The sequence below is a fragment of the Streptomyces anulatus genome, from assembly GCF_000721175.1.
Classification (GTDB): domain Bacteria; phylum Actinomycetota; class Actinomycetes; order Streptomycetales; family Streptomycetaceae; genus Streptomyces; species Streptomyces anulatus_C.
Genome location: NZ_JOEZ01000028.1, coordinates 41726 through 64945, shown reverse-complemented (window position 1 = coordinate 64945; position 23220 = coordinate 41726). Strand labels below are relative to the sequence as shown.

At 72.7% G+C, this 23220-nt stretch carries 28 protein-coding genes; 13 read left to right on the top strand and 15 right to left on the bottom strand.

From position 1 onward, the window contains the following. Position 1: 1 nt before the first annotated feature. On the bottom strand, positions 2–451 hold the full coding sequence (gene dtd / locus IG90_RS0128535) for a D-aminoacyl-tRNA deacylase (RefSeq protein WP_030590552.1): 450 nt from the start codon (positions 449–451) through the stop codon (positions 2–4). Positions 452–566: 115 nt separating this feature from the next. On the opposite strand from dtd, the gene IG90_RS0128530 reads away from it, so the two are divergent. From IG90_RS0128530 to IG90_RS0128520, 3 genes are read left to right on the top strand one after another with little or no spacing between them, the layout of a single operon-like run. Next, positions 567–1259, top strand: coding sequence for an RsiG family protein (locus IG90_RS0128530; protein WP_233436176.1), 693 nt, complete (start codon positions 567–569; stop codon positions 1257–1259). Between the two features lie 50 nt (positions 1260–1309). Continuing rightward, positions 1310–2296, top strand: a complete 987-nt coding sequence (locus tag IG90_RS0128525; RefSeq protein ID WP_030590546.1) for an asparaginase — start codon at positions 1310–1312, stop codon at positions 2294–2296. 24 nt (positions 2297–2320) lie between these two features. After that, on the top strand, positions 2321–3571 hold the full coding sequence (locus IG90_RS0128520; protein WP_030590542.1) for a GNAT family N-acetyltransferase: 1251 nt from the start codon (positions 2321–2323) through the stop codon (positions 3569–3571). A gap of 24 nt (positions 3572–3595) precedes the next feature. Here the strand turns inward: IG90_RS0128520 and IG90_RS0128515 are convergent, their stop codons facing one another. Together IG90_RS0128515 and IG90_RS0128510 are read right to left on the bottom strand one after the other, a co-directional pair. Beyond that, positions 3596–4438: an ABC transporter permease gene (locus IG90_RS0128515; RefSeq protein WP_030590539.1), complete on the bottom strand. Its 843-nt coding sequence runs from the start codon at positions 4436–4438 to the stop codon at positions 3596–3598. Next, positions 4431–5474, bottom strand: a complete 1044-nt coding sequence (locus IG90_RS0128510; RefSeq protein ID WP_030590537.1) for an ATP-binding cassette domain-containing protein — start codon at positions 5472–5474, stop codon at positions 4431–4433. Before IG90_RS0128510 ends, IG90_RS0128515 begins: the two co-directional genes overlap by 8 nt. Positions 5475–5606: 132 nt before the next feature. Here IG90_RS0128510 and IG90_RS0128505 point away from each other — a divergent pair, with 132 nt between their 5' ends. Beyond that, positions 5607–6410, top strand: coding sequence for a TetR/AcrR family transcriptional regulator C-terminal domain-containing protein (locus IG90_RS0128505; protein WP_030590535.1), 804 nt, complete (start codon positions 5607–5609; stop codon positions 6408–6410). 25 nt (positions 6411–6435) lie between these two features. Beyond that, positions 6436–7152, top strand: coding sequence for a TetR family transcriptional regulator (locus tag IG90_RS0128500; RefSeq protein ID WP_411572663.1), 717 nt, complete (start codon positions 6436–6438; stop codon positions 7150–7152). Between the two features lie 233 nt (positions 7153–7385). On the opposite strand, the gene IG90_RS0128495 is transcribed toward IG90_RS0128500, so the two are convergent. The 3 genes from IG90_RS0128495 to IG90_RS0128485 all read right to left on the bottom strand — a co-directional run bounded on the left by IG90_RS0128495 (position 7386) and on the right by IG90_RS0128485 (position 9837). Beyond that, the gene (locus IG90_RS0128495; RefSeq protein WP_030590531.1) at positions 7386–8177 is read right to left on the bottom strand and encodes a phosphotransferase; all 792 of its coding nucleotides are present in this window, start codon (positions 8175–8177) and stop codon (positions 7386–7388) included. Positions 8178–8185: 8 nt separating this feature from the next. Next, a complete protein-coding gene (locus tag IG90_RS0128490; RefSeq protein WP_030590528.1) occupies positions 8186–8884 on the bottom strand; it encodes an HAD-IA family hydrolase in 699 nt (232 codons plus the stop codon). A gap of 431 nt (positions 8885–9315) precedes the next feature. Then, positions 9316–9837 (bottom strand): P-loop nucleotide/nucleoside kinase family protein, encoded by a 522-nt coding sequence (locus tag IG90_RS0128485; protein WP_030590525.1) that lies wholly within the window; start codon positions 9835–9837, stop codon positions 9316–9318. Between the two features lie 236 nt (positions 9838–10073). Between IG90_RS0128485 and IG90_RS0128480 the strand changes: the two genes are divergently transcribed. From IG90_RS0128480 to IG90_RS0128470, 3 genes are all read left to right on the top strand, one after another. Beyond that, complete coding sequence (locus IG90_RS0128480) at positions 10074–10535, top strand: helix-turn-helix domain-containing protein (protein ID WP_030590522.1); 462 nt, start codon at positions 10074–10076, stop codon at positions 10533–10535. A gap of 34 nt (positions 10536–10569) precedes the next feature. Continuing rightward, positions 10570–11271, top strand: coding sequence for a hypothetical protein (locus tag IG90_RS0128475; protein WP_030590519.1), 702 nt, complete (start codon positions 10570–10572; stop codon positions 11269–11271). A 166-nt stretch (positions 11272–11437) separates the two neighbouring features. After that, positions 11438–11782, top strand: a complete 345-nt coding sequence (locus IG90_RS0128470) for a DUF2516 family protein (protein ID WP_030590517.1) — start codon at positions 11438–11440, stop codon at positions 11780–11782. On the opposite strand, the gene IG90_RS0128465 is transcribed toward IG90_RS0128470, so the two are convergent. The 3 genes from IG90_RS0128465 to IG90_RS0128455 all read right to left on the bottom strand — a co-directional run bounded on the left by IG90_RS0128465 (position 11764) and on the right by IG90_RS0128455 (position 15670). Then, a complete protein-coding gene (locus IG90_RS0128465; protein WP_030590514.1) occupies positions 11764–13137 on the bottom strand; it encodes a PP2C family protein-serine/threonine phosphatase in 1374 nt (457 codons plus the stop codon). The two genes, IG90_RS0128470 and IG90_RS0128465, sit on opposite strands and share 19 nt — an antisense overlap. A 311-nt stretch (positions 13138–13448) precedes the next feature. After that, a complete protein-coding gene (locus tag IG90_RS0128460; RefSeq protein WP_030590511.1) occupies positions 13449–14534 on the bottom strand; it encodes a C40 family peptidase in 1086 nt (361 codons plus the stop codon). Positions 14535–14884: 350 nt separating this feature from the next. Then, a complete protein-coding gene (locus tag IG90_RS0128455; protein WP_030590508.1) occupies positions 14885–15670 on the bottom strand; it encodes a class I SAM-dependent methyltransferase in 786 nt (261 codons plus the stop codon). A 188-nt stretch (positions 15671–15858) separates the two neighbouring features. Here IG90_RS0128455 and mshA point away from each other — a divergent pair, with 188 nt between their 5' ends. Further along, complete coding sequence (gene mshA / locus IG90_RS0128450) at positions 15859–17211, top strand: D-inositol-3-phosphate glycosyltransferase (RefSeq protein ID WP_030590505.1); 1353 nt, start codon at positions 15859–15861, stop codon at positions 17209–17211. A gap of 109 nt (positions 17212–17320) precedes the next feature. After that, a complete protein-coding gene (locus tag IG90_RS0128445; protein ID WP_030590502.1) occupies positions 17321–17839 on the top strand; it encodes a type III secretion system chaperone family protein in 519 nt (172 codons plus the stop codon). Positions 17840–17892: 53 nt separating this feature from the next. On the opposite strand, the gene IG90_RS0128440 is transcribed toward IG90_RS0128445, so the two are convergent. Beyond that, a complete protein-coding gene (locus IG90_RS0128440) occupies positions 17893–18909 on the bottom strand; it encodes a phosphotransferase family protein (protein ID WP_030590499.1) in 1017 nt (338 codons plus the stop codon). 280 nt (positions 18910–19189) lie between these two features. Here IG90_RS0128440 and IG90_RS0128435 point away from each other — a divergent pair, with 280 nt between their 5' ends. Continuing rightward, positions 19190–19999, top strand: coding sequence for a hypothetical protein (locus IG90_RS0128435; protein WP_030590496.1), 810 nt, complete (start codon positions 19190–19192; stop codon positions 19997–19999). 31 nt (positions 20000–20030) lie between these two features. Here the strand turns inward: IG90_RS0128435 and IG90_RS0128430 are convergent, their stop codons facing one another. The 3 genes from IG90_RS0128430 to IG90_RS0128420 all read right to left on the bottom strand — a co-directional run bounded on the left by IG90_RS0128430 (position 20031) and on the right by IG90_RS0128420 (position 21098). Next, the gene (locus IG90_RS0128430) at positions 20031–20273 is read right to left on the bottom strand and encodes a hypothetical protein (RefSeq protein ID WP_030590494.1); all 243 of its coding nucleotides are present in this window, start codon (positions 20271–20273) and stop codon (positions 20031–20033) included. After that, positions 20270–20518, bottom strand: coding sequence for a hypothetical protein (locus tag IG90_RS0128425; RefSeq protein WP_030590491.1), 249 nt, complete (start codon positions 20516–20518; stop codon positions 20270–20272). The genes IG90_RS0128430 and IG90_RS0128425 overlap by 4 nt, the downstream gene beginning before the upstream one ends. Positions 20519–20708: 190 nt before the next feature. Further along, positions 20709–21098 carry a YunG family protein gene (locus IG90_RS0128420; protein ID WP_030590489.1) on the bottom strand — a complete coding sequence of 130 codons (390 nt, stop codon included), beginning with the start codon at positions 21096–21098 and terminating at the stop codon, positions 20709–20711. On the opposite strand from IG90_RS0128420, the gene IG90_RS46745 reads away from it, so the two are divergent. Then, on the top strand, positions 21097–21228 hold the full coding sequence (locus tag IG90_RS46745) for a hypothetical protein (RefSeq protein ID WP_267958710.1): 132 nt from the start codon (positions 21097–21099) through the stop codon (positions 21226–21228). The two genes, IG90_RS0128420 and IG90_RS46745, sit on opposite strands and share 2 nt — an antisense overlap. 20 nt (positions 21229–21248) lie before the next feature. Here IG90_RS46745 and IG90_RS39840 read toward each other — a convergent pair whose 3' ends face one another. Then, positions 21249–21458, bottom strand: coding sequence for a hypothetical protein (locus IG90_RS39840; protein WP_033894722.1), 210 nt, complete (start codon positions 21456–21458; stop codon positions 21249–21251). 159 nt (positions 21459–21617) lie between these two features. On the opposite strand from IG90_RS39840, the gene IG90_RS39835 reads away from it, so the two are divergent. Then, the gene (locus IG90_RS39835) at positions 21618–22301 is read left to right on the top strand and encodes a class I SAM-dependent DNA methyltransferase (protein WP_051860389.1); all 684 of its coding nucleotides are present in this window, start codon (positions 21618–21620) and stop codon (positions 22299–22301) included. 137 nt (positions 22302–22438) lie between these two features. Here the strand turns inward: IG90_RS39835 and IG90_RS0128405 are convergent, their stop codons facing one another. Further along, positions 22439–23200, bottom strand: a complete 762-nt coding sequence (locus tag IG90_RS0128405) for a phosphoglyceromutase (RefSeq protein WP_030590487.1) — start codon at positions 23198–23200, stop codon at positions 22439–22441. Between the last annotated feature and the right edge of the window lie 20 nt (positions 23201–23220).

Here is a 23220-nt window from a genome sequence, read left to right as displayed (position 1 = left end):
GCTACACCTCGATGATCACCGTGAACGGGCCGTGATTCGTGAGCGAGACGCGCATGTCCGCTCCGAACCGGCCCGTCTCCACCTGCGCCCCCAGCGCCCGGAGCTGGGCCACGACCTCGTCCACCAGCGGCTCGGCGACCTCGCCCGGAGCCGCGGCGTTCCAGGTCGGCCGGCGGCCCTTGCGGGCGTCCCCGTAGAGAGTGAACTGAGAAATCACCAGGAGGGGCGCATTCACATCCGAACAGGACTTCTCGCCCTCCAGGATGCGCACCGACCAGAGCTTGCGGGCCAGCTGCGCCGCCTTCTGAGGGGTGTCGTCATGGGTGACCCCGACCAGCACACACAGGCCCTCACCGACGATCTCCCCGACGATTCCGGGCGCCGAGGGGCCGTCCGTCGCACCGGCGACCCAGACGCTCGCGCCGTCCACTCTCTGTACCACTGCACGCATACAGACCAACCTATCTTGGGCTGAACGGGTACAGAGCACCTGCATCGGCCCCGTGCGGAGTGGCACGATGCACGATGTCGGTGTGCCGACGCACCGGTCGAGGGGACGGAACAGCATGAGTACCTATGGAGCCGGACAATCTCCCGGTGCCGTACCGGGCGCACGTCGCCGCACCAGCACCCTGCGGTCACCCGTACAGCGCAGTCTGCCAGGGCAGGGGCCCGCACCCCTGCCGCCGCCCGCTCAAGGGCCCGTTTCCGGACCCGTCTGCGGGCCTGCCGCCGTGCCCGCCTCCGTGCCGGAGCAGGCCGGCGGCGACGCGGGCTTCGGCGGACTGCGGCTGCCGGAGCTGCGGACGCTGCGCCGGGACGCCCAGCGCGACGAGGCCGACATCGGTTACGTACGCCGGCTGGTGCAGGGACGGATCGACATCCTGCGCGCCGAACTGGCACGCCGCCGTGACCCGCAGGCGCCCGTGGAGGACGCGGCGGTGGTCGACCGGCTCTCGGAGATCCTGGCCGACACCCCGTCCCGGCACCGCTCCTCCGCCCGGCACGTCACGCTGCGGACGCCGCGCGGCGACGAGTTCCGGCAGCTCGCCGCCGAGACCCTCGCCGAGGTCGAGCTGTCCGATCTGGACGCCCGGACGGACGAGGAACTGCACACGGCGATGGGGCGGCTCGTCCGCTACGAACAGCAGGTCTCCCGGCGCCGTCACGAGCTCCAGCGCACCGCCGACGATTGCGGCGCGGAGATCGCCCGCAGGTACCGTGACGGGGAAGCACAAGTAGACGACCTGCTCGCCTGAAGCGATCCTTCCGGGCGCGGGTCCCGCACCCCCGTCCCCGGAAGGCCACCATGACGTCCAGCGACGCCCCGTCCGCCATATCCTCCGCTCCGGTCCCCGCCCCGCCCGTCCTGGCCGAGGTCGTGCGCTCCGGGTTCACGGAGGGACACCACCGGGGTGCGCTGGTCCTGCTGGCCGCCGACGGCAGCGTGGAACGGACGATCGGCGATCCGGCGGCGCCGGTCTTCCCCCGGTCGTCCAACAAGCCGATGCAGGCCGCCGCGATCCTGCGGGCCGGCCTCGACCTGTCGGGCGAACGGCTGGCGCTGGCCGCGGCGAGCCACTCCGGGGAGCCCTTCCACCTCGACCTCGCGCGGAAGATGCTCGCCGAGCACGGACTGAGCACCGCCGACCTCCGGACCCCGCCGGACCTGCCGCTGGACGCGGTGGAGGCGGAGGCCTACCTCGCCGCCGGGAACGTACGCGAGCGGATCACGATGAACTGCTCCGGCAAGCACGCGGCCATGCTCGCCGTCTGCGTCCACAACGGCTGGGACACCGCGACCTACCTCGACCCCGCCCACCCGCTCCAGCGGCTCGTGGGCCAGGTCGTCGCCGAGGCGGCGGGCGAGCCCGTCGCGGCGCTCGGCACGGACGGCTGCGGGGCCCCGCTGATGGCGATCGGGCTGACCGGCCTGGCCCGCGCCTTCCGGTCCTTCGTGCTGGCGGAGCCCGGGAGCGCCGAGCGCCGGGTCGCGGACGCGATGCGCGCCCACCCGGAGTACGTCGCGGGCACCCGGCGCCTGGACACGTGGCTGATGCGCGAGGTGCCGGGGACGCTCTCCAAGATGGGCGCCGAGGCGGTCCAGGCGGTGGCCCTGGCCGACGGCCGGGCCCTCGCTTTCAAGATCGACGACGGGTCGGTCCGGGCGCTCGGCCCGGTGCTGGCCCGAGCCCTGGAGCTGCTGGGCGTGGACGCCCCGGTGGTCGCCCGGATCGGCCGTTCGCCGCTGCTGGGCGGGGCGGCGGAGGTCGGGGAAATTCGCGCGACATTCTGAAGTGCGCGTGCCTAGCGTGGGGGAATGAGCCTTGATGTCCGCACCGTCACCGCGTCCGAGACCGCCGACTGGATGAGGGCGGTGGGGACCGGGTTCCTGACACCGGGCACACCGAGCGAGGAGCTCGTCGCGGACCGGTTCGCCGACGCCGATCTCTCCCGTACGCAGGGCGCGTTCGAGGCCGGGCGCTGCGTGGCGACGTTCCGTTCGTTCGCCCAGGAGCTGACCGTGGTCGGCGGGGCCACCGTACGGGCCGACGCGATCAGCGGGGTGACGGTGACGTCCACGCACCGCCGGCGCGGACTGCTCAGCCGGATGATGGCGGCGGACCTGGCGGCGGCCAGGGAGCGTGGCGAGCCGGTCGCCTCGCTGATCGCCGCCGAGTACCCGATCTACGGGCGGTACGGCTTCGGCCCCGCCGCCTGGAGCGCCGAGTGGGAGGTCTCCGTGCACCGGGCCGGCCTCGACCCGCGCCGCTCCGGGCAGCCGGCGGCCGGCGGCCGCGTCGAGATGGTGGACGGCGCCGACGTCCGCAAGATCGGCCCGGAGGTGCACGCGGCGCTGGCGGCCCGGCAGCCCGGCATCGTCACCCGCGGCGAGCGCTGGTGGCGGCTGCGCACGGGGGCCGCCCCCCGCCCGGACCACGACAAGTGGACCGAACCGTTCTACCTGGTGCACCGCGCCGCCGACGGCACGGTCGACGGCTTGATGGTGTACAGCGCGGACGACAAGTGGGGTGACGCCAAGCAGCCGCTGAGCACCGCCTCCGTACGGGACATGATCGCGCTGAACCCGGCGGCCGAGCGGGCCCTGTGGCACCACGTCTGCTCGATCGACTGGATCAGCGCGGTCCGCTCGGGCCACCGCGCCCCCGACGACCTGCTCCCGCTGCTGCTCCCCGACCCGCGCGCGGCCCGGATGATCACGAACGTGGACTGGCTGTGGCTGCGGGTGCTGGACGTGCCGCGCGCCCTGGAGGCCCGGACCTACGGCACCGAGGCGTCGCTCGTCCTGGACGTCCGGGACGACGCGGCTCTGGCCGGCGGCCGCTTCCTGCTGGACGCCTCGCCCTCCGGTGCGCGCTGCACCCCGACCACCCGCAGCGCCGATCTGGCCCTGGGAGTGGCGGAGTTGGCCACGCTGTATCTGGGCGACGAGTCCGTGCGGCGGCTGGTGGACCTGGGCCGGGCCGAGGAGTTGCGGGCGGGTGCGGCGACGGCGGCGGACGCCGTGTTCCGTACGGGCCGGCGGCCGTGGTGCCCGGACGTGTTCTGAGTCCCGCCCGCCGGTGGGGCCGGGTCAGCGCGTCCGGATCCGGAACAGCGTCCCCGAGGCGCCGATCGCCACGGTGAGCAGCCCGGCGGCCCAGGCGAGCGCGATCCAGGGGGTGTCGCCCACGTCCTGGCCGAGCAGCAGCCCGCGCAGGGACTCGATGGCCGGGGTGATCGGCTGGTGGCCGGCGAACCCGTGCAGCCAGTCCGGCATCTTCTCGGTCGGGACGAACGCGCTGCTCGGGTAGGGCAGGAGCGACATGAAGAACGTGAAGCCGCTCGCCGCCTCCGGGGTCCGGGCCAGCAGGCCGATCGCCGCCGAGATCCAGGACAGGGCCACGATGTAGGCCACCAGCACGACGGCCACCACGAGCCAGCCGCTCCAGGTGGCGGCGGGACGGAAGCCGATCAGCAGCGCGACGCCGAAGACCAGGGCGGTGGCGAGGAGATTGCGGACGGTGCTGGCCGCCACATGGCCGGCGAGCACCGGCGTGCCGCCCACGTCCAGGGAGCGGAAGCGGTCGATGATGCCGCCCTTCATGTCCTCGCTGACGGCGGTGGCGGTGGTCGCGGCGCCGAACCCGGCGGACAGCAGCAGGACGCCCGGGACCACGTACATGACGTACGAGTCGTAGTCCGTCCCGGTGTCGATCGCGCCGCCGAAGAGGTAGACGAAGATCAGCATCAGCATGATCGGCAGGGCCAGGGACGTGATCAGGGCGTCGGTGTTGCGGCTGCTGATGCGCAGGGCACGGGCGGCCATGACGACGGTGTGGGTGAGCGGGCCGGGCCCCCGGCCCGGGTCCCGCACGGCCTCGGCCCCGACGGGGCGCCGGGCCGGGCTTCTCCGCTGAACGGCGGTGTCAGACATGGGTGGGTGCCTCCGGGGCCGGGGCCGGGGCCGGGGTCGCGTTCGAGGTGGTGGGCGTGCTCGGGGCCGCGTTCGAGGTCAGGTCCAGGAAGACGTCGTCGAGGGTCGCGCTGTGCAGGCTGAAGCGTTCGATCTCGTGGCCCGCCGGGTCGATCTCGTCGAGCAGCGCGCGCACCTGGGCCGCCGAGCCGTCGGTGGGGAGGCCGAGCGTCAGGGTCTCGGGGGAGTGGTGGACGGCCCGGCCGGCCAGTCGGAGGTAGGCCTCGTCGCTGGTGAGGACCAGGTCGAGGCGGTGTCCGCCGACGCGGGACTTGAGGTCGGCGGCGGTGCCGTCGGCGACGATCCGGCCCCGGTTCAGCAGGGCGATCCGGTCGGCGAGGCGGTCGGCCTCCTCCAGGTACTGGGTGGTGAGCAGGACGGTCGCCCCGCGTACGGCCAGCTCCCGGACGACCGCCCAGAGCTCCCGGCGGCTGCGCGGGTCGAGGCCGGTGGTCGGCTCGTCGAGGAAGAACACCCCGGGCTCCGGTGAGCCGACGAGGCCGGCGGCCAGGTCGAGGCGGCGTCGCATGCCGCCGGAGTACGTCCGGACGGGGCGGCGGGCCGCCGTGGTGAGGTCGAAGCGTTCCAGCAGCTCCGCCGCCCGGCGTCGGGCGGCGGCCCGGGGCTGCCCGGTGAGCCGGGCCATCATGCGCAGGTTCTCCTCACCGGTCTGGGTCTCGTCGACGGCGGCGAACTGGCCGGTGAGGCTGATCGACCGGCGCACGGCGCTCCGCTCGGCGACCACGTCGTACCCCGCGACGCGGGCGGTGCCGGAGTCGGCCTCGGCGAGCGTCGCGAGGATCCGCACGGTGGTGGTCTTGCCGGCCCCGTTCGGCCCGAGGAGGGCGAAGACGCTGCCGCGCCCGACCTGGAGGTCGATGCCGTCGAGGACCCGGACGGCGGGCTTTCCGTAGGACTTGGTGAGGCCGTACGCCTCGATGGTGCGGGTGGCGCCGCCGCTTTCGGCGCCGGCGGTGATTCCGGACGGGTCTGTCATGTCGGGACCCCCTTCTGCGTATGCCATACGCGTTATTGCGTAAGCATTACGCATCCTTAGGATGGGGTCAAGGTGCACCGGGGAGCGGAGCATGGTGGCGGAGTGCGCGGGACGTCGGGCGAAGGGGATGCGGTGACGGAGAAGAGCGGCTCGGGCGGCGGCGACCTGCCGGCCAGCCTGGAGGCGGCCTGGGGGCTGCGGGACCGCCCGGCCAAGGGGCCGAAGCCCGGCCTGAGCCTGGAGCGGATCGTGGCGGCGGCGGTCGGCGTCGCGGCGGCCGACGGGCTCGCGGCCGTGTCGATGGGCCGGGTCGCGCAGGAGCTCGGCGCGTCCACGATGTCCCTGTACCGGTACGTCTCCGCCAAGGACGAGCTGTACGTCCTGATGCGGGAGGCGGCCGTCGGCCCGCCGGAGCCCCTGTCCGCCCTGGAGGACGGTGCGGGCTGGCGGGCGGCGCTCACCGAATGGGCCTCCGCGCAGCGCGAGCGCTTCCGCGCCAACCTCTGGGCGCTCCGCATCCCCATCGACGGGCCGCCCGCCACCCCCAACTCCCTCGCCTGGTGGGAGCAGGGTCTCCAGGCGCTGGAGGGCAGCGGCCTCGGCGAGGGCGACAAGATCTCGGTGATCCTGCTCGTCTCCAACTTCGTCCGCAGCGAAGCGCTCCTGATGAGCGACCTGGCCGCCGCCGTCGCCGCGCGCGGAGTGACGCCCGAGGAACTGTCGGCGTCCTGCGAGCGCACGCTCAAGCGGCTCGTCGACCCCGAGCGGCACCCCGGGATCGCCCGGCAGCTGGAGGCCGGGGTCCTGAGCGAGCCGGACGACCCGGATTACGAGTTCACCTTCGGCATGGGCGTGTTGCTCGACGGGGTGGAGGCCCTGATCCGGAAGACGGCCGACGGCTCCCGGGCCCCGGCCGACGAGGTCAAGTCCGCTTGAGGTCAAGGGCGTACGCTTCATGGTCATGAGCGGAGAGAAGGCCGGGAGCACGTCCGAGAACGATCCCGGGAACGGCGTCGGCCGGCAGACCGCCGGCCACGCGCGGCAGCACCCCCAGGCCCCGGCGACGGTCGGTCTGCGGGAGCGCAAGAAACAGCTGACCTACCAGGCGGTCTCCGAGGCCGCCATCGCGATGTTCCTGGAGCGCGGCTTCGACAAGGTGTCCGTGGCGGAGGTGGCGGCCGCGGCGGACATCTCCAAGCCGACGCTGTTCCGGTACTTCCCCGCCAAGGAGGACCTGGTGCTGCACCGGTTCGCCGACCACGAGGACGAGCCCGCCCGGGTGGTCGCAGGACGGCCCTCCGGCGACAGCCCGCTGGACGCCCTGCGCCGCCACTTCCTAGACGGCCTCGACCGCCGCGACCCGGTGACCGGCCTGTGCGACGTACCCGAAGTGCTGGCGTTCCTCCGCCTGTTGTACGGAACACCGTCACTGGTGGCCCGCATGTACGCCTACCAGGGCCGCTCCGAGGCGGCCCTCGCCCGCGCCCTCGGCGGCGGCGCGCCCGAACGGCTCGCGGCCGGGCAGATCATCGCCGTCCTGCGCATCCTGGCCCTGGACAACTGGCGGCGGATCGACGCGGGGGAGAGCGCGGACCGGGTCTACGCGGGCGCGGTCCAGGCGGCCGAGCAGGCGTTCGTCCAGCTGCGAACGGGGCTGGAGCCCCCGCCGCGCGGCTGAGAGCCTGTCGGGTGGCCTTCGATCGGAAAGCGGACGCGGTCTGGTGCGTGCGATTCCCAGGCACGGAGAGGTCCTCGTAGCGGAGTTGCCAGGGCATTTCGGCAAAGCCGGAAGCGTGCGTGCCGGGGCGTGGCCGCCCGATCAGAGGTCACCCGAGAGGCTCAGAGGGGGCGACGGGCCACGGCGCCCGTCACCGGCGCGCCCCGGCGGCAGGTGCGGCCGGTTCGCGGTGGTCAGCCGGCGAGCAGGGCGGCGGTCAGCGCGCGGCGGTGGTCCACCAGCCAGTTCTGGTGCCGGTCCCACACCGCCCGCCCGCTCTCCTCGTACGCCGCCGTGTACGCCGCGTCGCCCCGTTCCACCCGCCGCTCGACGAACGCCCGGCACACCGCGGTGGCCTTCTCGATCACGTGCGGCAGGCCGGCCCGGTCCGCGCGCCCCATCCCGTAACCGTCGGCCAGCACGCGCAGGCGGTGCGGCGGGTCGAGACCGGCACGGCCCCGCATCGGCACCCAGTAACGCGCCGCCATGGCCACGTCCCACACCGGTCGGCCGGGCGCGGCCAGATCGAAGTCGATGAGGGCGGCGGCGCGACCGCCCCGGAACACCACGTTCTCCAGGCACGCGTCGTTGTGGCAGACCACCGTGCCGTGCGCCGCCGCCCCCTCCGGGTCGGCCAGGTCGAAGGGCCAGTCCGCCGCGCGGTCGAACGGAACGTCCGCCGCCGTGTCGTGCATCCGCCGGAGCAGCGCCCCCACGGAGTGCAGGACCTCATCCGTCCAGGTCCAGGGCGGGTGCGGGGCGACGGCGACCTCGCCGGGGACGTACGAGAGCCGCTCGCGACGCCCGGTTGCGGAGACGTCCAAGGGGACGGGCGCACCGTCGAACCCCTGCTCCCGGAGGGCCCGGAGGTGGGCGTGCAGGACGGCGACGTGCGGTGGGGCGGGGCGCTCGACGGCGTCACCGTGGCGGAGGACGGCTCCGGCGTTGGCCAGCCCGCCGGACAGCACCTCCGGCTCCCGGGCCACGGCGCCCGTCACCGGCGCGCCCCGGCGTACTCCGCGCACGGCCCCAACGCCGCCCGCAGATCCGCCGGTTCGCGGTAGAGCGCGCCGGTCATGCCGAGGGCGGCGGCCGCGTCGACGTTCTCCTGTCGGTCGTCGACGAAAAGGCACCGCGCCGGCGGTACGCCCGCCCGCTCGGCCGCGATGCGGTAGATGGCCGGGTCGGGCTTGGCCACCTGCTCCACCGCGCTGCTCACGACCGCGTCGGCCAGCTCGGTCAGCCCCAACAGGGCCAGGTCGTGGTCCAGTTGGAGCGTGGCGTTCGTGACGAGCACCAGGGGGACGTGGGTCCGGGCCCGGCGCAGCAGCGACACCACCTCCTCGTCGGCCCGGAACGGCGCGTCCGCGAGGGCCCGGCCCAGTTCGCGGGCCCGGGCCGCGCCCACCCGCTCCGTGAGCTCCGCGGTGATGGACTCCACCCAGGCGTCCGGGGTGATGAGGCCCAGGAGCAGCGGGAGGTCGATCTCGGGTGCGTAGGCGATGTCCGTCGTGGTGCCCTCCGGCAGCCCGGCGGCCCGCTCCAGGGTGGCGAGCGGGGCGGTGTCGTAGAAGCGGACGACGTTGTCGAGGTCGCAGAGCACGGCGTCGAAGGCGCGGCCGGCGGGGGCGGGCGGGAGGGCGGGGGAGACGGTCGGGGCGCGGTCGTCGCCCGGGGCGTATCGCGTGCTCATGGCTGGTCTCCTACGGGCCTTCGATGCGGCCTTCGGCGCGTGATGCGGTGGTGTGCGCTGTGGTGCGTGTGGTCGGCCATGAACGGCCGCCGGACCGTTCATGGCCGACCACGACCGCCCCTTCGGGGCGGCCTGCGGGGCGGCACGCGTCACCGTGTGTCCCACACTTGGCGGTGGGTCAGCCCGCATAGACCGTAGGGTCGGCCGGTCGTGCTGTCAGGGGCCCACGGGCCCACGGCCGGGCCCAACGCGCAGCCCCGTTCGCCGCGTTGTGCGCACGGCCGCCCCGCCGGTGCGGAAGAAGAAGGCACGGGCGCGCCCTCCGCGCCTCGGTTCCCCTCCGCGGGCGGAAACCTGAGAAGCCGGAGCGACTTCGTCCGAGCCGTCTCGGCCCGGAACCGCCACCCGAGTACGACTTTGCCGACCGGACCTCAACTCCTGACGGCCTCTGCGACCTGCAGGGCGGCCTGGGCGGGCGTGAGGTGCGTGGTGTCGACCACTTCGGCCTCGCCGTGCAGCCATGTGCGGGCCGCCTCGGCGTAGGGCTCCAGGTACTTGAGACGGAACGGGGAGGGGCCGAGCACGGTGTCCCCCTCGATGCGCCCGCGGAGGGTCTCCTGGTCGGCGTGGAGAACGAAGTGCCGTACCGGGATCGCGTGTTCGGCGAGTCCCGCGCTGATCTCCCGCCAGTACTGCTCGACCAGGACGGTCATGGGCATCACCAGGGTGCCGCCGGTGTAGTCGAGTACGCGCCGGGAGGTCTCCACCACGAGCGGCCGCCACGGCGGCCAATCCTGGAAGTTGCCCGTCCAGGGCAGCCCCGGCGTGATGTCCATGAGTGTCTCGCCGACCTTCTCGGCGTCGAACACCCGCGAATCCGGGATCAGCTGCTGCACGAGCGCACTCGTTGTCGTCTTGCCTGCGCCATGGGTGCCGTTGAGCCATACGATCATGGCAGCCCACGCTAGAGCAGTGCGGGCCGAGGGGACGGGCGCGGCAGGAATCCGGTGCGGCTTCGGCGCTTCTCGGGGTGGCGTCGACCCACCAAGATCAGGTGGCGCCTGTCATCCAGGTCAGGCCTTCGGAAGGTCGGCGTCCGGAAGTCGCAGGTGCCTACTTCCGGGTGGCGCGCGACACTTTTGCAAGCATGTGCTTGCAAAAGTTAGCAAGGGTGTTGCACTATCGAGTCATGGCATCACTCAACGTCGGCAATCTCGGTGAGTACCTGCGGGAGCAGCGCCGTGCAGCGCAGCTCTCGCTGCGGCAGCTCGCCGATGCCACCGGGGTGTCGAACCCGTATCTCAGCCAGATCGAGCGCGGCCTGCGCAAGCCCAGTGCGGATGTGCTCCAGCAGGTCGCCAAGGCGCTGCGGATCTCGGCCGAGACCCTGTACGTACGTGCGGGGATCCTCGAGGAGCGGGAGCGGGAGGAGCTGGAGACGCGGGCGGTCATCCTGGCCGATCCGTCGATCAACGAGCGGCAGAAGAACGTTCTGCTGCAGATCTACGACTCCTTCCGCCGCGAGAACGGATTCGCCCCCGGTCCCGACGCGGATGTGAACGCGGACGCCGACGCGGGCGGCGATGCCGTGCCCCGTAGCGGCGACGACGCCGGTACGAGCGTCACCAAAGACCAAGACCCTCACAGCTAGCAGCTGGTTCTGATGATCCGGGAGGACCACAGTCATGGCCATCACCGATGACCTGCGCAAGACCCTCACCGACCCCACCCCCCTCTACTTCGCCGCCGGTACGGCCGACCTGGCCGTGCAGCAGGCGCGCAAGGTCCCGGCGCTGATCGAGCAGCTGCGGGCCGAGGCGCCCGAGCGGATCGACGCCGTGCGCAACACCGACCCCAAGGCCGTGCAGGAGAAGGTGACCACGCAGGCCAAGGAGGCCCAGGCCACCGTGCAGGCGAAGGTCACCGAGGTGTTCGGTTCGTTCGACGCCGCCGACCTGAAGAAGCTGGGCGAGAGCGCTCAGGACCTGGCGCTCCGCAGTGTGGGCGTGGCCGCGGAGTACGCGATCAAGGCCCGGGAGACGTACGAGAAGGTCGCCGAGCACGGCGAGCAGACCGTACGGACCTGGCGCGGCGAGACGGCCGACGAGATCATCGAGATCGCCGCCGTCGTCGAGGCCGAGCCGAAGACCGGCGCCAAGGCCGCGCCCAAGGGTGCGACGAAGAGCGCTCCCGCGGCCGGCGGCTCCGTGAAGCCCGCCGCCCCGGCCAAGCCGGCCGCCAAGCCCGCCGCGACGAAGACCGCGCCCGCCGAGGCCAGGCCCGCCGCGCCGGTGAAGTCCGCCGAGGCCAAGGCCGCGCCGGCCAAGAAGACGCCCGCGCCGCGCAAGCCCGCGGCCAGGAAGACCCCGCCGGCCGACGGCAAGTGATCCTCGCGGCCCTCACGGCCCTTATGGGTTTCACGGGTCCTTCCGGGGCGCGGTACGCGTGACCGGGGCGCGGGGCGGGCACCTTTACGGGTGGCCGGCTCGTTGTCCCGGTACCTTGGCCCTCTCGGCCGAAGGGCGCTCATCCACTCACTAGGCGGTACACACCATGTTGCTCTCAGGATTCGGCACGATTCTCCAGCTGCTCTATCTGGCGATGCTGGTGCTGGCCGTGGTCGCGTTCGTCTTCGCGGCGACCGCCCGTGAGGACGCCTACCGTGCCGCAGACAAGAAGAAGAAGTCATTCTGGCTGGTGATCCTCGGCGTCGCCGTCGCCGTGAACCTGCTGATCCCGATGCTCTTCCTGCAGCTCGCGGGCGTCGTCGCGTCGATCGTGTTCATGGTCGACGTGCGCCCCGCGCTCAAGGAGGTCTCGGGCGGCGGCGGTGGTGGTGGCCGCAGGGGCGGCTCCAGCAGCGACGGCCCGTACGGTCCCTACAACGGCGGGCGCTGAGCCCCCGCCGCCCTCGCGGGCGGGGACGGCGGCCGGTCGACGGACGCGGGGTGGGAGCGCGGTGCGCTGCCGCCCCATCGTCGTATCCGCTCCGGATCGCGGCCCAGCAGCAGGACCGCCACGTCGTCGGTCAGCTCGCCGCCGTTCAGCTCCCGCACCTCGGCGACCGCCGCCTCCAGCAGCTCCTCGCCCGCCAGGCCCTGCTCCAGCCGGCTGTTGACCATCGCGACCATGCCGTCCTGGCCGAGCCGCTCGCTGCCACCGGTCCCCACGCGCCCCTCGATGAGCCCGTCGGTGTACATCATCAGGCTCCACGCGCCGCCCAGCTCCACCTGACGGCGCGGCCAGCGGGCCCGCGGCAGCAGCCCCAGAGCCGGGCCGCCGTCCTCGTACGGGAGCAGCCGGGCCGGCCGGCCGTGGCGGGCGAGCAGCGGCGCCGGGTGTCCGGCCAGGCAGAGTCCGGCCCGTCGCCCGTCGGACGCGATGTCGACGGTGCAGAGCGTCGCGAAGATCTCCTCGCTCTGCCGTTCGTGCTCCAGCACCTGCTGGAGCGTGGAGAGCAGCTCGTCCCCGCACAGCCCGGCCAGGGTCAGCGCCCGCCACGCGATCCGCAGCTCGACGCCGAGCGCCGCCTCGTCCGGGCCGTGTCCGCAGACGTCGCCGATCATCGCGTGCACCGTGCCGTCCGGGGTGCGGACGACGTCGTAGAAGTCGCCGCCGAGAAGGGCGCGGCTGCGGCCGGGGCGGTAGCGGGCGGCGAAGCTCAGGCCGGAGCCGTCCAGCAGCGGGGTGGGGAGCAGGCCGCGCTCCAGGCGGGCGTTCTCCTGGGCGCGCAGCCGGGACTCGGTCAGCTGGTGCTGGGCGATGTCGGCGCGCTTGCGCTCCACGGCGTACCGGATGGCGCGGCTCAGGACGCGCGCGTCCAGCTCGCCCCGGAAGAGGTAGTCCTGCGCCCCGACGCGTACCGCCTCGGCCGCCAGCTCCGTGTCGTCCTGCGCGGTCAGCGCGAGGACCGCGTGCAGCGGAGCGATGCGGAGTACGTGGGTGAGGGCCGCCAGCTCGTCGGCCCGCTCGGAGGCGGGCTCGGCCCGCTCGGCGACCGGCTCGGCCCCGGAGCCGGTGACCGGCAGCGCGAGGTCCAGCAGGATGCAGTCGACGTCGTCGGTGAGCAGCCGCGCGGCCTCGGTGAGGTTGCGGGCGGTACGGACACGGACCCGGGTCCCGGCCGCTGCCGAGAGCTCGGGAACGGTGATGGTGGTGCCCGCCGGGTCGTCCTCGATCACCAGCAGAGTGAGGCCGCCGTGCGAGGTGTCCGCAGGGGGAACGGATCGCTGCTGCGGTACGGGTACGGGCATCGGTTCGCGGTTCCTTCCCTCCCCCCGAGGGTGCGGCGGTCCGACGATCGACGATCCGCCAGTCGGGGACGATAGCGGTACGCGGTGGGGGAACGGAATGGCGCATGGGGACCGGCCCCTGTCATATGCGGCGTCATAAGCCGCGTCCCGACACGGATCCGGCGCGCTGGGCCGCCGTACGGGCGGGGAAACGCCCATGACGAACATCACGCCCCCACCGACGGCGACGTGGCCCCGCTCACGTGGCCCGGGCCTTGCGCGTCCGGCCCGGCCTCATGCGTTCGACCCGGCCTTGCGCGTCCGGCCCGGTCCTACTTGTCCGGGCGGACCACGCCGAGGATCTTCATCGAGCCCGCGCCCGCCAGCGTGACATCGCGGCCGGGGCGCGGGGCGTGGACGATCGCGCCGTCGCCGACGTACATCCCGACATGGCTGGCGTCGGCGTGGTAGATGATCAGGTCGCCGGGGCGCATGTCCTGGATGTCGATACGCGGCAGCAGCCGCCACTGCTCCTGCGAGGTGCGCGGGATCGGCCGCTTCGCCGCCAGCCAGGCCTGGGACGTCAGACCGGAGCAGTCGTACGAGGCCGGGCCCTCGGCTCCCCAGACGTACGGCTTGCCGATCTGGGCCGTCGCGAAGGCCACCGCCGCCGCTCCGCCCTCGCTCGCCTCGCCGCTGACGTCCCTGACCGCGCCGGAGGAGAGCCAGGCCGTCTGCGCCTTGTCAGCGGCGTCCCGCTCCAGCTGGCGGAGCCGGTCGCGCTCCTTCTCCTCCAGCTGCGACTCGAGCTTCTCCGCCGCCTTGATCTGGGCGTTGATCTTCTTCTTGGCCTTGGCCTGCTTGACCCGGTTCGTCTCCAGCTTCTCCCAGTTGGCGCTGGCGTCCTGGGTGTACGTCTCCAGGTCCTGCTGCGTCTGGTTGAGGTCGGTCAGGAGTGACTTGGAGGCCTGCTGGCTCTGGTGGACCTTGTTGATCCCGTCCAGGAAGAGCTTCGGGTCGTTGCTCAGGGCCAGTTGCGCGCCGGGCGGCAGGCCGCCGTTGCGGTACTGCTCGCGGGCCTGGGCCCCGGCCCGGTCCTTCAGTGCGGCGATGCGCGCCTGGCCGTCGACGATCGCCTTGGCCAGCTTCACGATCTCGCCGGACTGCTTCTTGGTCTGCTCCTCGGCGAGGTTGTACGCGTCCGTCGCCGCGCCCGCCTTCCGGTACAGCGTCTCGATCTGCTCGCGGACCTTTTCGAGGTCCGCGTTGGAGTAGCGGGGCGGCGAGCCGGCGGGGGAGGAGGACGGGGAGGGCGACGGGTCCGGAACCGGGGCGGCCATGGCCTGGCCCGTGGACGTGAGCAGGGCCAGCGCACAGACCAGCGTGATGGCGGCAGTGGCGCAGTGGCGTCGGTTCACGAGCTCCCCCTCCGGGTGGTTACAACGGGGCCGCCTCCGGACGAAGGCGGCAAAGGAAACGACTACGGTGAATACAGCAGAAGCGAGAAAAGCAACAGAAGCCGGGTACCGCATATCTGACTTACCGTCAGTAGCTTTTCGGCAGCGTCGCGATCGTGCCATGGCGTCCCGCAAAGCAACAGAGGCCGACGGCACCTGGCGCGTCACATGCCGCCCCTGGTGGGTCATTTCGTCACGATTCCCCCCGGCTCGCGCGGCGCTCCGCTCCGCACCCGTCCCCACTCACTGGGACGAATGATGTCCCCGCGGTGTTCCCGGAGCGGGGGAGTTCTGCCCTTCCGGGCAACTGTTCAGTGGCCCTCGGGCCGCAGGGCCTCCCACGGCACGGTGATCTCGCCCTGCCGCCACCGCCGTACCCCGTCCGTCACCGGCCAGTCGGCGGCCACCATCCGCACCGCCGCGATCCAGCGCTGCCGCGCGCCGAGCGAGGCGTACGGGGAGGCCGTCGCCCAGGCCCGGTCGAAGTCCCGCAGGAACGCGTGGACCGGCTCGCCCGGAACGTTGCGGTGGATCAGCGCCTTCGGCAGCCGTTCCGCGAGGTCCGAAGGGCGCTCCAGCGAGCCGAGCCGGGTCGCGAAGGTGACCGTGCGCGGCCCCTCCGGCCCCAGGGCCACCCACACGTGCCGGCGCCCGATCTCGTCGCAGGTCCCCTCCACCAGGAGGCCGCCCGGGGCGAGGCGGGAGCACAGCCGCGCCCAGACCTCGGCGACCTGGCCCTCGTCGTACTGGCGCAGCACGTTCGCCGCCCGGATGAGCAGCGGCCGGACGTCCAGCGGGACCTCGAAGCCGCCGTGCACGAAGGTGAGGCCCTCGCGGGCGTACGGCTGGGCGGCGGCGACCCGCTCCGGGTCGATCTCGATGCCCGCCACCACGGTGCGCGGCTCGGCGGTGCGCAGCCGGTCCAGCAGCTCGACGGCGGTCCAGGGGGCCGCCCCGTACCCGAGATCGACGGCCACGGGCGTTCCGGCGCGGCGCAGGGCGGGCCCGTGCGCATCGGCGATCCAGCGGTCCATGCGCCGCAGCCGGTTCGGGTTGGTGGTCCCGCGGGTGGCGGTACCGATGGGGCGCTGGCGCATGGGTCGAGCGTATGCGACGGGGCGGGGACGAGCGGATACCCCGACGCCCCGCCCGGGCCGCGACGCGCCGCCCGGCAACGTAATGATTTGGCAAAGCGGAAATGAAAGCCGCGATTCCGCTGTTCTCGCTCTTCGGAGGCCCTCAGTGTCCTCTCGCCAGCACGCCCCGAACGAGGAGGACCGACGAGGTGAGCCAGTACGTCTCCCGGCTCGGCTCCACCCGGACGGCCGCGCGCCTCAGGTTCCCCGGAGGCTTCACCGGGGCCTCCCGCAAGCCGCGCCGCATCGCGATGCTCTCCGTGCACACGTCCCCGCTCCACCAGCCCGGCACGGGCGACGCGGGCGGGATGAACGTCTACATCGTCGAACTGGCCAAGCGCCTCGCCGCGATCAACATCGAGGTCGAGATCTTCACCCGGGCCACCACCGGCTCGCTGGCCCCCTCGGTCGAATTGGCCCCCGGAGTCCTGGTCCGGCACGTCGACGCCGGGCCGTACGAGGGCCTCGCCAAGGAGGACCTGCCCGCCCAGCTCTGCGCGTTCACGCACGGCGTGATGCAGGCCTGGGCCGGTCAGCGCCCCGGCTACTACGACCTCGTGCACTCCCACTACTGGCTCTCCGGCCAGGTCGGCTGGCTCGCCGCGCAGCGCTGGGGCGTCCCGCTCGTGCACGCCATGCACACCATGGCCAAGGTCAAGAACGCCGCGCTCGCCGATGGCGACACCCCCGAGCCGGCCGCCCGGGTCATCGGTGAGACCCAGATCGTGAACGCCTCCGACCGGCTGATCGCCAACACCGCCGAGGAGGCCGCCGAACTCGTCCGCTTCTACGACGCGGACCCCGCCGCGGTCGCCGTGGTGCACCCCGGCGTCAACCTGGACCGCTTCCGCCCCTCCGACGGCCGCGCCGCCGCGCGGGCCCGGCTCGGCCTGCCGCAGGACGCGCTGATCCCGCTCTTCGCGGGCCGCATCCAGCCCCTGAAGGCCCCGGACGTGCTGCTGCGCGCGGTGGCCGTGCTCCTGGACCGGGACCCGTCGCTGCGGTCCCGCATCGTCGTGCCGGTGGTCGGCGGCCCGAGCGGCAGCGGCCTGGCCAAGCCCGAGGGCCTGCAGAAACTGGCCGCCCGGCTCGGCATCGCCGACGTCGTACGGTTCCACCCGCCGGTGGGCCAGGACCAGCTCGCGGACTGGTTCCGGGCCGCGTCGGTGCTGGTCATGCCGTCGTACAGCGAGTCCTTCGGCCTGGTCGCCATCGAGGCCCAGGCGGCCGGCACCCCGGTCGTCGCGGCAGCCGTGGGCGGGCTGCCGGTGGCGGTGCGCGACGGGGTCAGTGGCTTCCTGGTGCCCGGACACGAGCCGGAGGCGTACGCCCGCGCGCTCGGGCGGTTCGCGGACGCGCCGGAGCTGGTCGAGCGGATGGGGGCGGCCGCCGCGGCCCACGCCCAGTCCTTCGGCTGGGACACGGCCGCGTCGGCGACCGCCGACGTGTACACGGCCGCGCTCTGCGACCACCGGCGCCGGGCCCGTACGCACCACGGCTGAGGCCCGTGCCCACCCACGGCTGAGGCCCGTACGCACCACGGCTGGACCCGTACGCACCACGGCTGAGCCCGTGCGGTGCGTCCCGGTGCTCCTGTCGTACGCTCACTGCATGGCTGACGTACCGGACGAAACCGCAGCGGCCCAGGTCATCGAGGCGACGCTGAACGACGCCGGGCTCGTATGGGAGAGCCCGGAGCGCGGCAACTACGTCGTGACGCTGCCCGGCACCCGCAAGCTGTCGACGACCTGTTCGCTGATCGTCGGCAGACACTCGCTCTCCCTCAACGCGTTCGTCGTCCGCCACCCCGACGAGAACGACGCCGAGGTGCACCGCTGGCTGCTGGAACGCAACCTCCGCCTGTTCGGGGTGGGTTACGCGATCGACTCGCTCGGCGACGTGTATCTGGTCGGCAAGCTGCCGCTGTCGGTGGTCACCGCCGAGGAGCTGGACCGGCTGCTCGGCGTGGTGCTCGAAGCGGCCGACGGGGCGTTCAACACCCTCCTGGAGCTCGGTTTCGCGAGCTCGATCCGCAAGGAGTACGCGTGGCGGGTGTCGCGCGGCGAGTCCACGCGGAACCTGGACGCGTTCAGCCACCTGACCCGGCGTCCGTCCGAGTCCGGCAGCTGACGACACTACGAGGCGCAGCGCGGCGTGCGGTGAACGCGTCCGTCAGCTGACCGTCAGCCGCCCTGCCGGACCCTGTCCAGGGCATCGACGAGGTGGGGCGCGACCGACTCCCAGGTCGCTTCGGCGGCTTCGGGCCCGACACCGCGGGGCACGGTCTCGACGAGCATGATGAGGTAGAGGTAGCTCCGGTAGAGGGCCAGCCGGGTCCGCAGCGAGTCCGTGAACTCCACCGCTCCGCCGGTGGAGCGCGCGTAGCCGTCGAGGAAGTCCCGGTCCTGCTCGATGTCCCCGAAGAGCGCCGGCGAGACGAAGTCGGCCACCGGGTCGCCCCAGAACATCCGCTCCCCGTCGATGATCCCGCCGATGGTGCGCGCGCCGGGCTCCCCGGCGACCAGCAGGTTCCCCGGCCACAGATCGAAGTGCACGAGGGCGGGCCGGGCGACCTCGTCCAGGAGGCGGGCCGCGCCCGCCAGGACCGTACGGATATGGCCGACGGGGTACGGCAGCCGGGCCCGGTAGGCATCGGCGTCGGCGAGCACGGCCTCGGTCATCGCCGTGAACGCGGTACGCCAGGTGGGGGAGAGCGGCCCGAACGGCTCGGCGGGGTAGCCGAATCCGGAGCCGGGTCCGGCGGGCGCGGTCACGGCGTGCAGAAGTCCGACGAGCCGGCCGAGTTCGGCGCGCAGCCGGGGCTCGTCGCCGGCGTCCGCCGTGAGGCCGGCCTCGTGCCAGGGGCGGCCGGGGCGGGCGGTCATGACCAGGTACGCGCCGGTGGGCGAGGCCGGATCCGCTTCGCTGCGGACGACACGAGGGATCACCGGACCTCCCGCCCGCGCGGCGGCGGTGTAGAAGGTGACCTCGTTGACGAGGAGGTCGCGTTCGTACCGCAGGGCGGCGGTGTGCGGCGGGGGCGTCTTGACCACCCAGTCGCGGCCGTCGGTGAGCGTGACGCGGGTGACGGTGTTGTACGTGCCGCCGGTGAGGGTGACGCGCGAGGCGATGTCGCGTTCGCCGGCCCCGAGGGCGGCGAGAACGCGGGCGAGAGGTGTGACGGGGGCCTGCTCGGACACGCGGGTGACGCCCTTTCGGCTGCGGCGGCGGTACCGCACGACGGGGTGGACGGAGCCTGCGGGGGTCGCGCACGGGAGGGTTGTACGGCGATTCCGCACGGTGCGTTCACAGGATGATCACAGCAGAATCACGATCATGGGAGGGGCCCACTGGACCGATCATCGCGCACAGGTTCGATCGTAAAGTGTGGTCACTGCGACGGCCCGTCCCAGACGGCGTCGAAGTGCCGTGCGAGGGAGGGCGGTTGCTTCCGAACCGGAGATTGCAGGAAGTAGAACCATGCGCACCACTGCCGTACGCCGTACCGCCCTCGCCGCCTCCGCGGCCGCTCTCACCCTGCTGGTCACCGCCTGCGGCGGCTCGTCGGACGCCGACGCCAAGGACGGGAAGAACGACAAGGGCACCGCGGGCGGTAGCAGCTCGGCTCCGAAGACCCCGGCCAAGGCGCTCACCGCGGCCGAGCTGGAGAAGGCCACGCTCGCCCAGGGCGACGTGAAGGACCGCAAGGTCACCAAGGCCGGCCCGGCCGACGAGGTCCCGGCCGACGGCGTCACCGTCGACAAGAAGGAGTGCCTGCCGGTCGCCCACGCCATGTACGGCGTGGCGCAGGAGGGTTCGGTGGCCACCACGAAGCGCAAGGTCATCGACGAGCCGAAGAAGACCGACGGCAAGAAGTCTCTGGAGGACCTGGCGGACGGCGAGGCCGAGGACGCGCTCAAGGACGCCTTCAACCTGACGTCCACGTCCGTCGCGCTGACCTCGTACGAGGGGACGGCGGGCCCGGACGCGTTCGCCGCGCTGAAGAAGGCCGCCGCGGACTGCGCGGGCGGCTTCACCGCCACCGTCGCCGGTACGCCGACGAAGATCGCCTCGGTCGCCGAGGAGAAGGTCACCGGCGGTGACGAGTCCGCGGCGTGGACGGTCACCTCCGAGGACGACGGCGACCAGGCCCCGTTCAAGCTGGTGGCGCTCCGCAAGGAAGGCACCGTGGCGACGTTCTTCGCCTTCAACCTGGCGGCGGCGGGCGGCGACGTGAAGTTCGAGGTGCCGGCCGAGGTCGTGGCGGCGCAGGACGAGAAGCTCGCCTGACGGACCTGCGCCGTGCCTCTGCCTGGTGGGGTCAGGGCAGGGGCACGAGGCGCACGACGGTGACGGTCAGGACGGACCGGGAGACGTAGTAGAGGACGATGGCCCCGGAGACGGTCGCCTCGCGCCGGTCCCGTTCGCTCTTGACGGCGGAGGAGGCGTGGCCGTACGGCTCCTCGCCGAGGGTGCGGGCCATCTCGTTCCGGAAGGACTCGCCGCCGCGCATCTTGGCCAGGGTGTCGTCGGCGGGCGGTGCGTAGGAGATGCGGAAGCTCAAGCGACGCTCCGCCTCTCCGCCTCGTCCTGCGCCAGCCGGTCCAGGATCTTCTCGGCCTCGGGATCGGGCACGGCCTCCAGCATCCAGTGCCGCATGACGGCCTGGATCTCGTGCACCCCGGCCTCGTTGATCGCGAGATCGAACTCCTCGCGTCTCTCCTCGGGCAGCGCCGCGCGGATGTCCGGGATGCTGTTGGGCACGTCGACCTCGGCACCGCCGACGAAGGTCTTCAGAGACTCACCCATGATCGCTCTCCTCGATCTCCTCGCCCCGGAAGCAGACGGACGGCATGGGCCCACCGTAGTGCGTACGAGGGGCGTTTCGGCCCGTCCGGCGGGGTCACGGATCGGGCACGGATCAGGGCGTGCCGCAGGCACGCCACGCCTCGACCCACGCTGTCCGGCAGCGACCGCGACACGGACCGCCACCGGGACCTCAGTCCCGCCCGAGCCTCTCCGCGACCCGGTCGCGCAGGATCGCGTACTCCTCCTGGAGCCGCCGCCACTCGCTCACGGGCGGCCGCACCATGACATCACCGCCGACTACGACCTCCTCGGGCCCGAACTGCTCCCGCGTCAGATCGACCTCCACACCCATGCCCAGGCGGTTCCACCAGTGGAAGTCGGTACGCACCCCGTCGACATGCACCTCGCCCCGGATCAACTCCCCGCCGAGCAGGTCGTTGACCACCATGGCGGTCACGCCGCACTGATCCCGCGCCGGATTGTCCGGACGCCAGCGGTCCCGGAACTCCGGGGTGCAGGTCTCGGCGCTCCAACTGTCGCGGAGGGCCTGTTCGATGTCGGAGAGCAGGTAGGTCGCCATGACGGCCATGGTGGCAGGGGGCACTGACAACGCCACGGCTGCCCGGCCGGGCCGGTACCGCAGGCTTGCCGGGGCGGCGTCGGTGACGTTCGCCGCGGCGACGGCGACCGGCCTCCACACCTGGCAGTGAGAGCGCCGGGCCAGGCCGTATCAGCTGCCGCCCGCGACAGCGGCAGCGCGCCGTCTCCGGCGCCGCCCGACCAGCTGGATGCCGAGCCGCACCAAGGCGAAGGCGGCGCAGGCCCCCGCCAGCACCCTGACGTAGGAATCGCTTCCGGAACTCGCCGCTGCCCAGAACGCCACGACCCCGATGAACGCCATATACCCGGGTGTGTCCAGGTACGACTTCCTCTTGGCCACGACCCGCCCACCCCAGCCTTGTCGTCCGCGCCCGCCCTGCCCCGTGGTCCCACTCGATCCACGCAGGCCGGGGGCGGCAGCCGCCCACCCGCGCAGAGGAGTTGACCGCGGGAAACCGCGTCGACACGGGCCCCCGGCGCCCGGGCAGAGTGGTCGCCCGTGACGAGCAGCGAACTGTGGACCCGGGCGACCGCCGACCGCTACGACGCCGAGGAGGCCGAGAACTCCTCGGCCGCCGTCCTCGAACCCACCCTCTGCTTCCTCGCCGAACTGGCCGGAGACGGCCGCGCCCTGGAGTTCGCCATCGGGACCGGGCGCGTGGGCGTGCCGCTCCGGGAGCGCGGCGTGCCGGTGGTGGGCATCGAACTGTCCGAGCCCATGGCGGCGGTGCTCCGGCGCAAGGTCGACGAGGCCACCCTCCCGGTGGTCATCGGGGACATGGCCACCACCGTCGTCCCCGGCGAGTTCACCCTGGTCTACCTCGTCTACAACACCATCTCGAACCTGCTCACCCAGGACGAGCAGGCCGAGTGCTTCCGCAACGCGGCCCGGCACCTCGCGCCCGGCGGCCGGTTCGTCATCGAACTCGAAGTACCGCCGCTGCGGTTCCTGCCGCCCGGCCAGGTCGCGGTGCCGTTCGACGTATCCGAGCGGCACCTCGGCTTCGACACCTTCGACCTGGTCGGGCAGATCCTCGTCTCGCACCACTTCACCCGCGACGGCGAGGACGGCAGCTACCGCCGGGGCGCCTCCCGGCACCGGTACGCCTGGCCGGCGGAGCTGGACCTGATGGCCCGCATCGCCGGCCTGGAGCGGGAACGGCGCGTGGCGGACTGGGACTGAGCGCCGTTCACCGAGTACTCCGGCAAACACATCTCCGTCTGGCGCAAGCCCGTCTGAGCCGCACTGGCCCGGAGCACCGACGAGCCCCCTGCCTCGCGGTCCGCGAAACAGGGGGCTCGGTGTGGAGAAGAGGTGGGCTACTTCTTCTTGCCCTGGTTCTTCACGGCCTCGATGGCGGCCTTCGCCGCGTCCGGGTCGAGGTACGTGCCGCCAGGCTTCAGCGGCTTGAAGTCGGCGTCCAGCTCGTAGGAGAGCGGGATGCCGGTCGGGATGTTGAGGCCCGAGATCTCCTCGTCCGAGATGCCGTCCAGGTGCTTCACCAGGCCGCGCAGACTGTTGCCGTGGGCGGCGACCAGGACCGTGCGGCCCGTGAGGAGGTCCGGGACGATGCTGTCGAACCAGTACGGGAGCATCCGGACGACGACGTCCTTCAGGCACTCCGTGGCCGGGCGCAGCTCCGGGGGGAGGGTCGCGTAGCGCGGGTCGTCGAACTGGGAGTACTCGGCGTCGCGGTCCAGGGGCGGCGGCGGGGTGTCGTACGAGCGGCGCCACAGCATGAACTGCTCCTCGCCGAACTCGGCGAGCGTCTGCGCCTTGTCCTTGCCCTGGAGCGCGCCGTAGTGGCGCTCGTTCAGGCGCCAGGAGCGGCGGACCGGGATCCAGAGGCGGTCGGCGGACTCCAGGGCCAGCTGGGCGGTCCGGATCGCGCGGCGCTGGAGGGAGGTGTGCAGGACGTCGGGGAGCAGACCGGCGTCCTTGAGCAGCTCACCGCCGCGGACTGCTTCCTTCTCGCCCTTTTCGGTGAGGTTGACGTCCACCCAACCGGTGAACAGGTTCTTCGCGTTCCATTCGCTCTCGCCGTGGCGGAGGAGGATCAGCTTGTACGGTGCGTCGGCCATGAGTCCGAGCGTAATCGAAC

What these genes read in the sequence shown, in the direction of transcription:
- dtd (WP_030590552.1), bottom strand. Translation starts at nt 451, where the DNA reads ATGCGTGCAGTGGTACAGAGAGTGGACGGCGCGAGCGTCTGGGTCGCC.
- IG90_RS0128530 (WP_233436176.1), top strand. Translation starts at nt 567, where the DNA reads ATGAGTACCTATGGAGCCGGACAATCTCCCGGTGCCGTACCGGGCGCA.
- IG90_RS0128525 (WP_030590546.1), top strand. Translation starts at nt 1,310, where the DNA reads ATGACGTCCAGCGACGCCCCGTCCGCCATATCCTCCGCTCCGGTCCCC.
- IG90_RS0128520 (WP_030590542.1), top strand. Translation starts at nt 2,321, where the DNA reads ATGAGCCTTGATGTCCGCACCGTCACCGCGTCCGAGACCGCCGACTGG.
- IG90_RS0128515 (WP_030590539.1), bottom strand. Translation starts at nt 4,438, where the DNA reads ATGTCTGACACCGCCGTTCAGCGGAGAAGCCCGGCCCGGCGCCCCGTC.
- IG90_RS0128510 (WP_030590537.1), bottom strand. Translation starts at nt 5,474, where the DNA reads ATGACAGACCCGTCCGGAATCACCGCCGGCGCCGAAAGCGGCGGCGCC.
- IG90_RS0128500 (WP_411572663.1), top strand. Translation starts at nt 6,436, where the DNA reads ATGAGCGGAGAGAAGGCCGGGAGCACGTCCGAGAACGATCCCGGGAAC.
- IG90_RS0128490 (WP_030590528.1), bottom strand. Translation starts at nt 8,884, where the DNA reads ATGAGCACGCGATACGCCCCGGGCGACGACCGCGCCCCGACCGTCTCC.
- IG90_RS0128485 (WP_030590525.1), bottom strand. Translation starts at nt 9,837, where the DNA reads ATGATCGTATGGCTCAACGGCACCCATGGCGCAGGCAAGACGACAACG.
- IG90_RS0128480 (WP_030590522.1), top strand. Translation starts at nt 10,074, where the DNA reads ATGGCATCACTCAACGTCGGCAATCTCGGTGAGTACCTGCGGGAGCAG.
- IG90_RS0128475 (WP_030590519.1), top strand. Translation starts at nt 10,570, where the DNA reads ATGGCCATCACCGATGACCTGCGCAAGACCCTCACCGACCCCACCCCC.
- IG90_RS0128470 (WP_030590517.1), top strand. Translation starts at nt 11,438, where the DNA reads ATGTTGCTCTCAGGATTCGGCACGATTCTCCAGCTGCTCTATCTGGCG.
- IG90_RS0128465 (WP_030590514.1), bottom strand. Translation starts at nt 13,137, where the DNA reads ATGCCCGTACCCGTACCGCAGCAGCGATCCGTTCCCCCTGCGGACACC.
- IG90_RS0128455 (WP_030590508.1), bottom strand. Translation starts at nt 15,670, where the DNA reads ATGCGCCAGCGCCCCATCGGTACCGCCACCCGCGGGACCACCAACCCG.
- IG90_RS0128445 (WP_030590502.1), top strand. Translation starts at nt 17,321, where the DNA reads ATGGCTGACGTACCGGACGAAACCGCAGCGGCCCAGGTCATCGAGGCG.
- IG90_RS0128435 (WP_030590496.1), top strand. Translation starts at nt 19,190, where the DNA reads ATGCGCACCACTGCCGTACGCCGTACCGCCCTCGCCGCCTCCGCGGCC.
- IG90_RS0128425 (WP_030590491.1), bottom strand. Translation starts at nt 20,518, where the DNA reads ATGGGTGAGTCTCTGAAGACCTTCGTCGGCGGTGCCGAGGTCGACGTG.
- IG90_RS46745 (WP_267958710.1), top strand. Translation starts at nt 21,097, where the DNA reads ATGACGGCCATGGTGGCAGGGGGCACTGACAACGCCACGGCTGCCCGG.
- IG90_RS0128420 (WP_030590489.1), bottom strand. Translation starts at nt 21,098, where the DNA reads ATGGCGACCTACCTGCTCTCCGACATCGAACAGGCCCTCCGCGACAGT.
- IG90_RS0128405 (WP_030590487.1), bottom strand. Translation starts at nt 23,200, where the DNA reads ATGGCCGACGCACCGTACAAGCTGATCCTCCTCCGCCACGGCGAGAGC.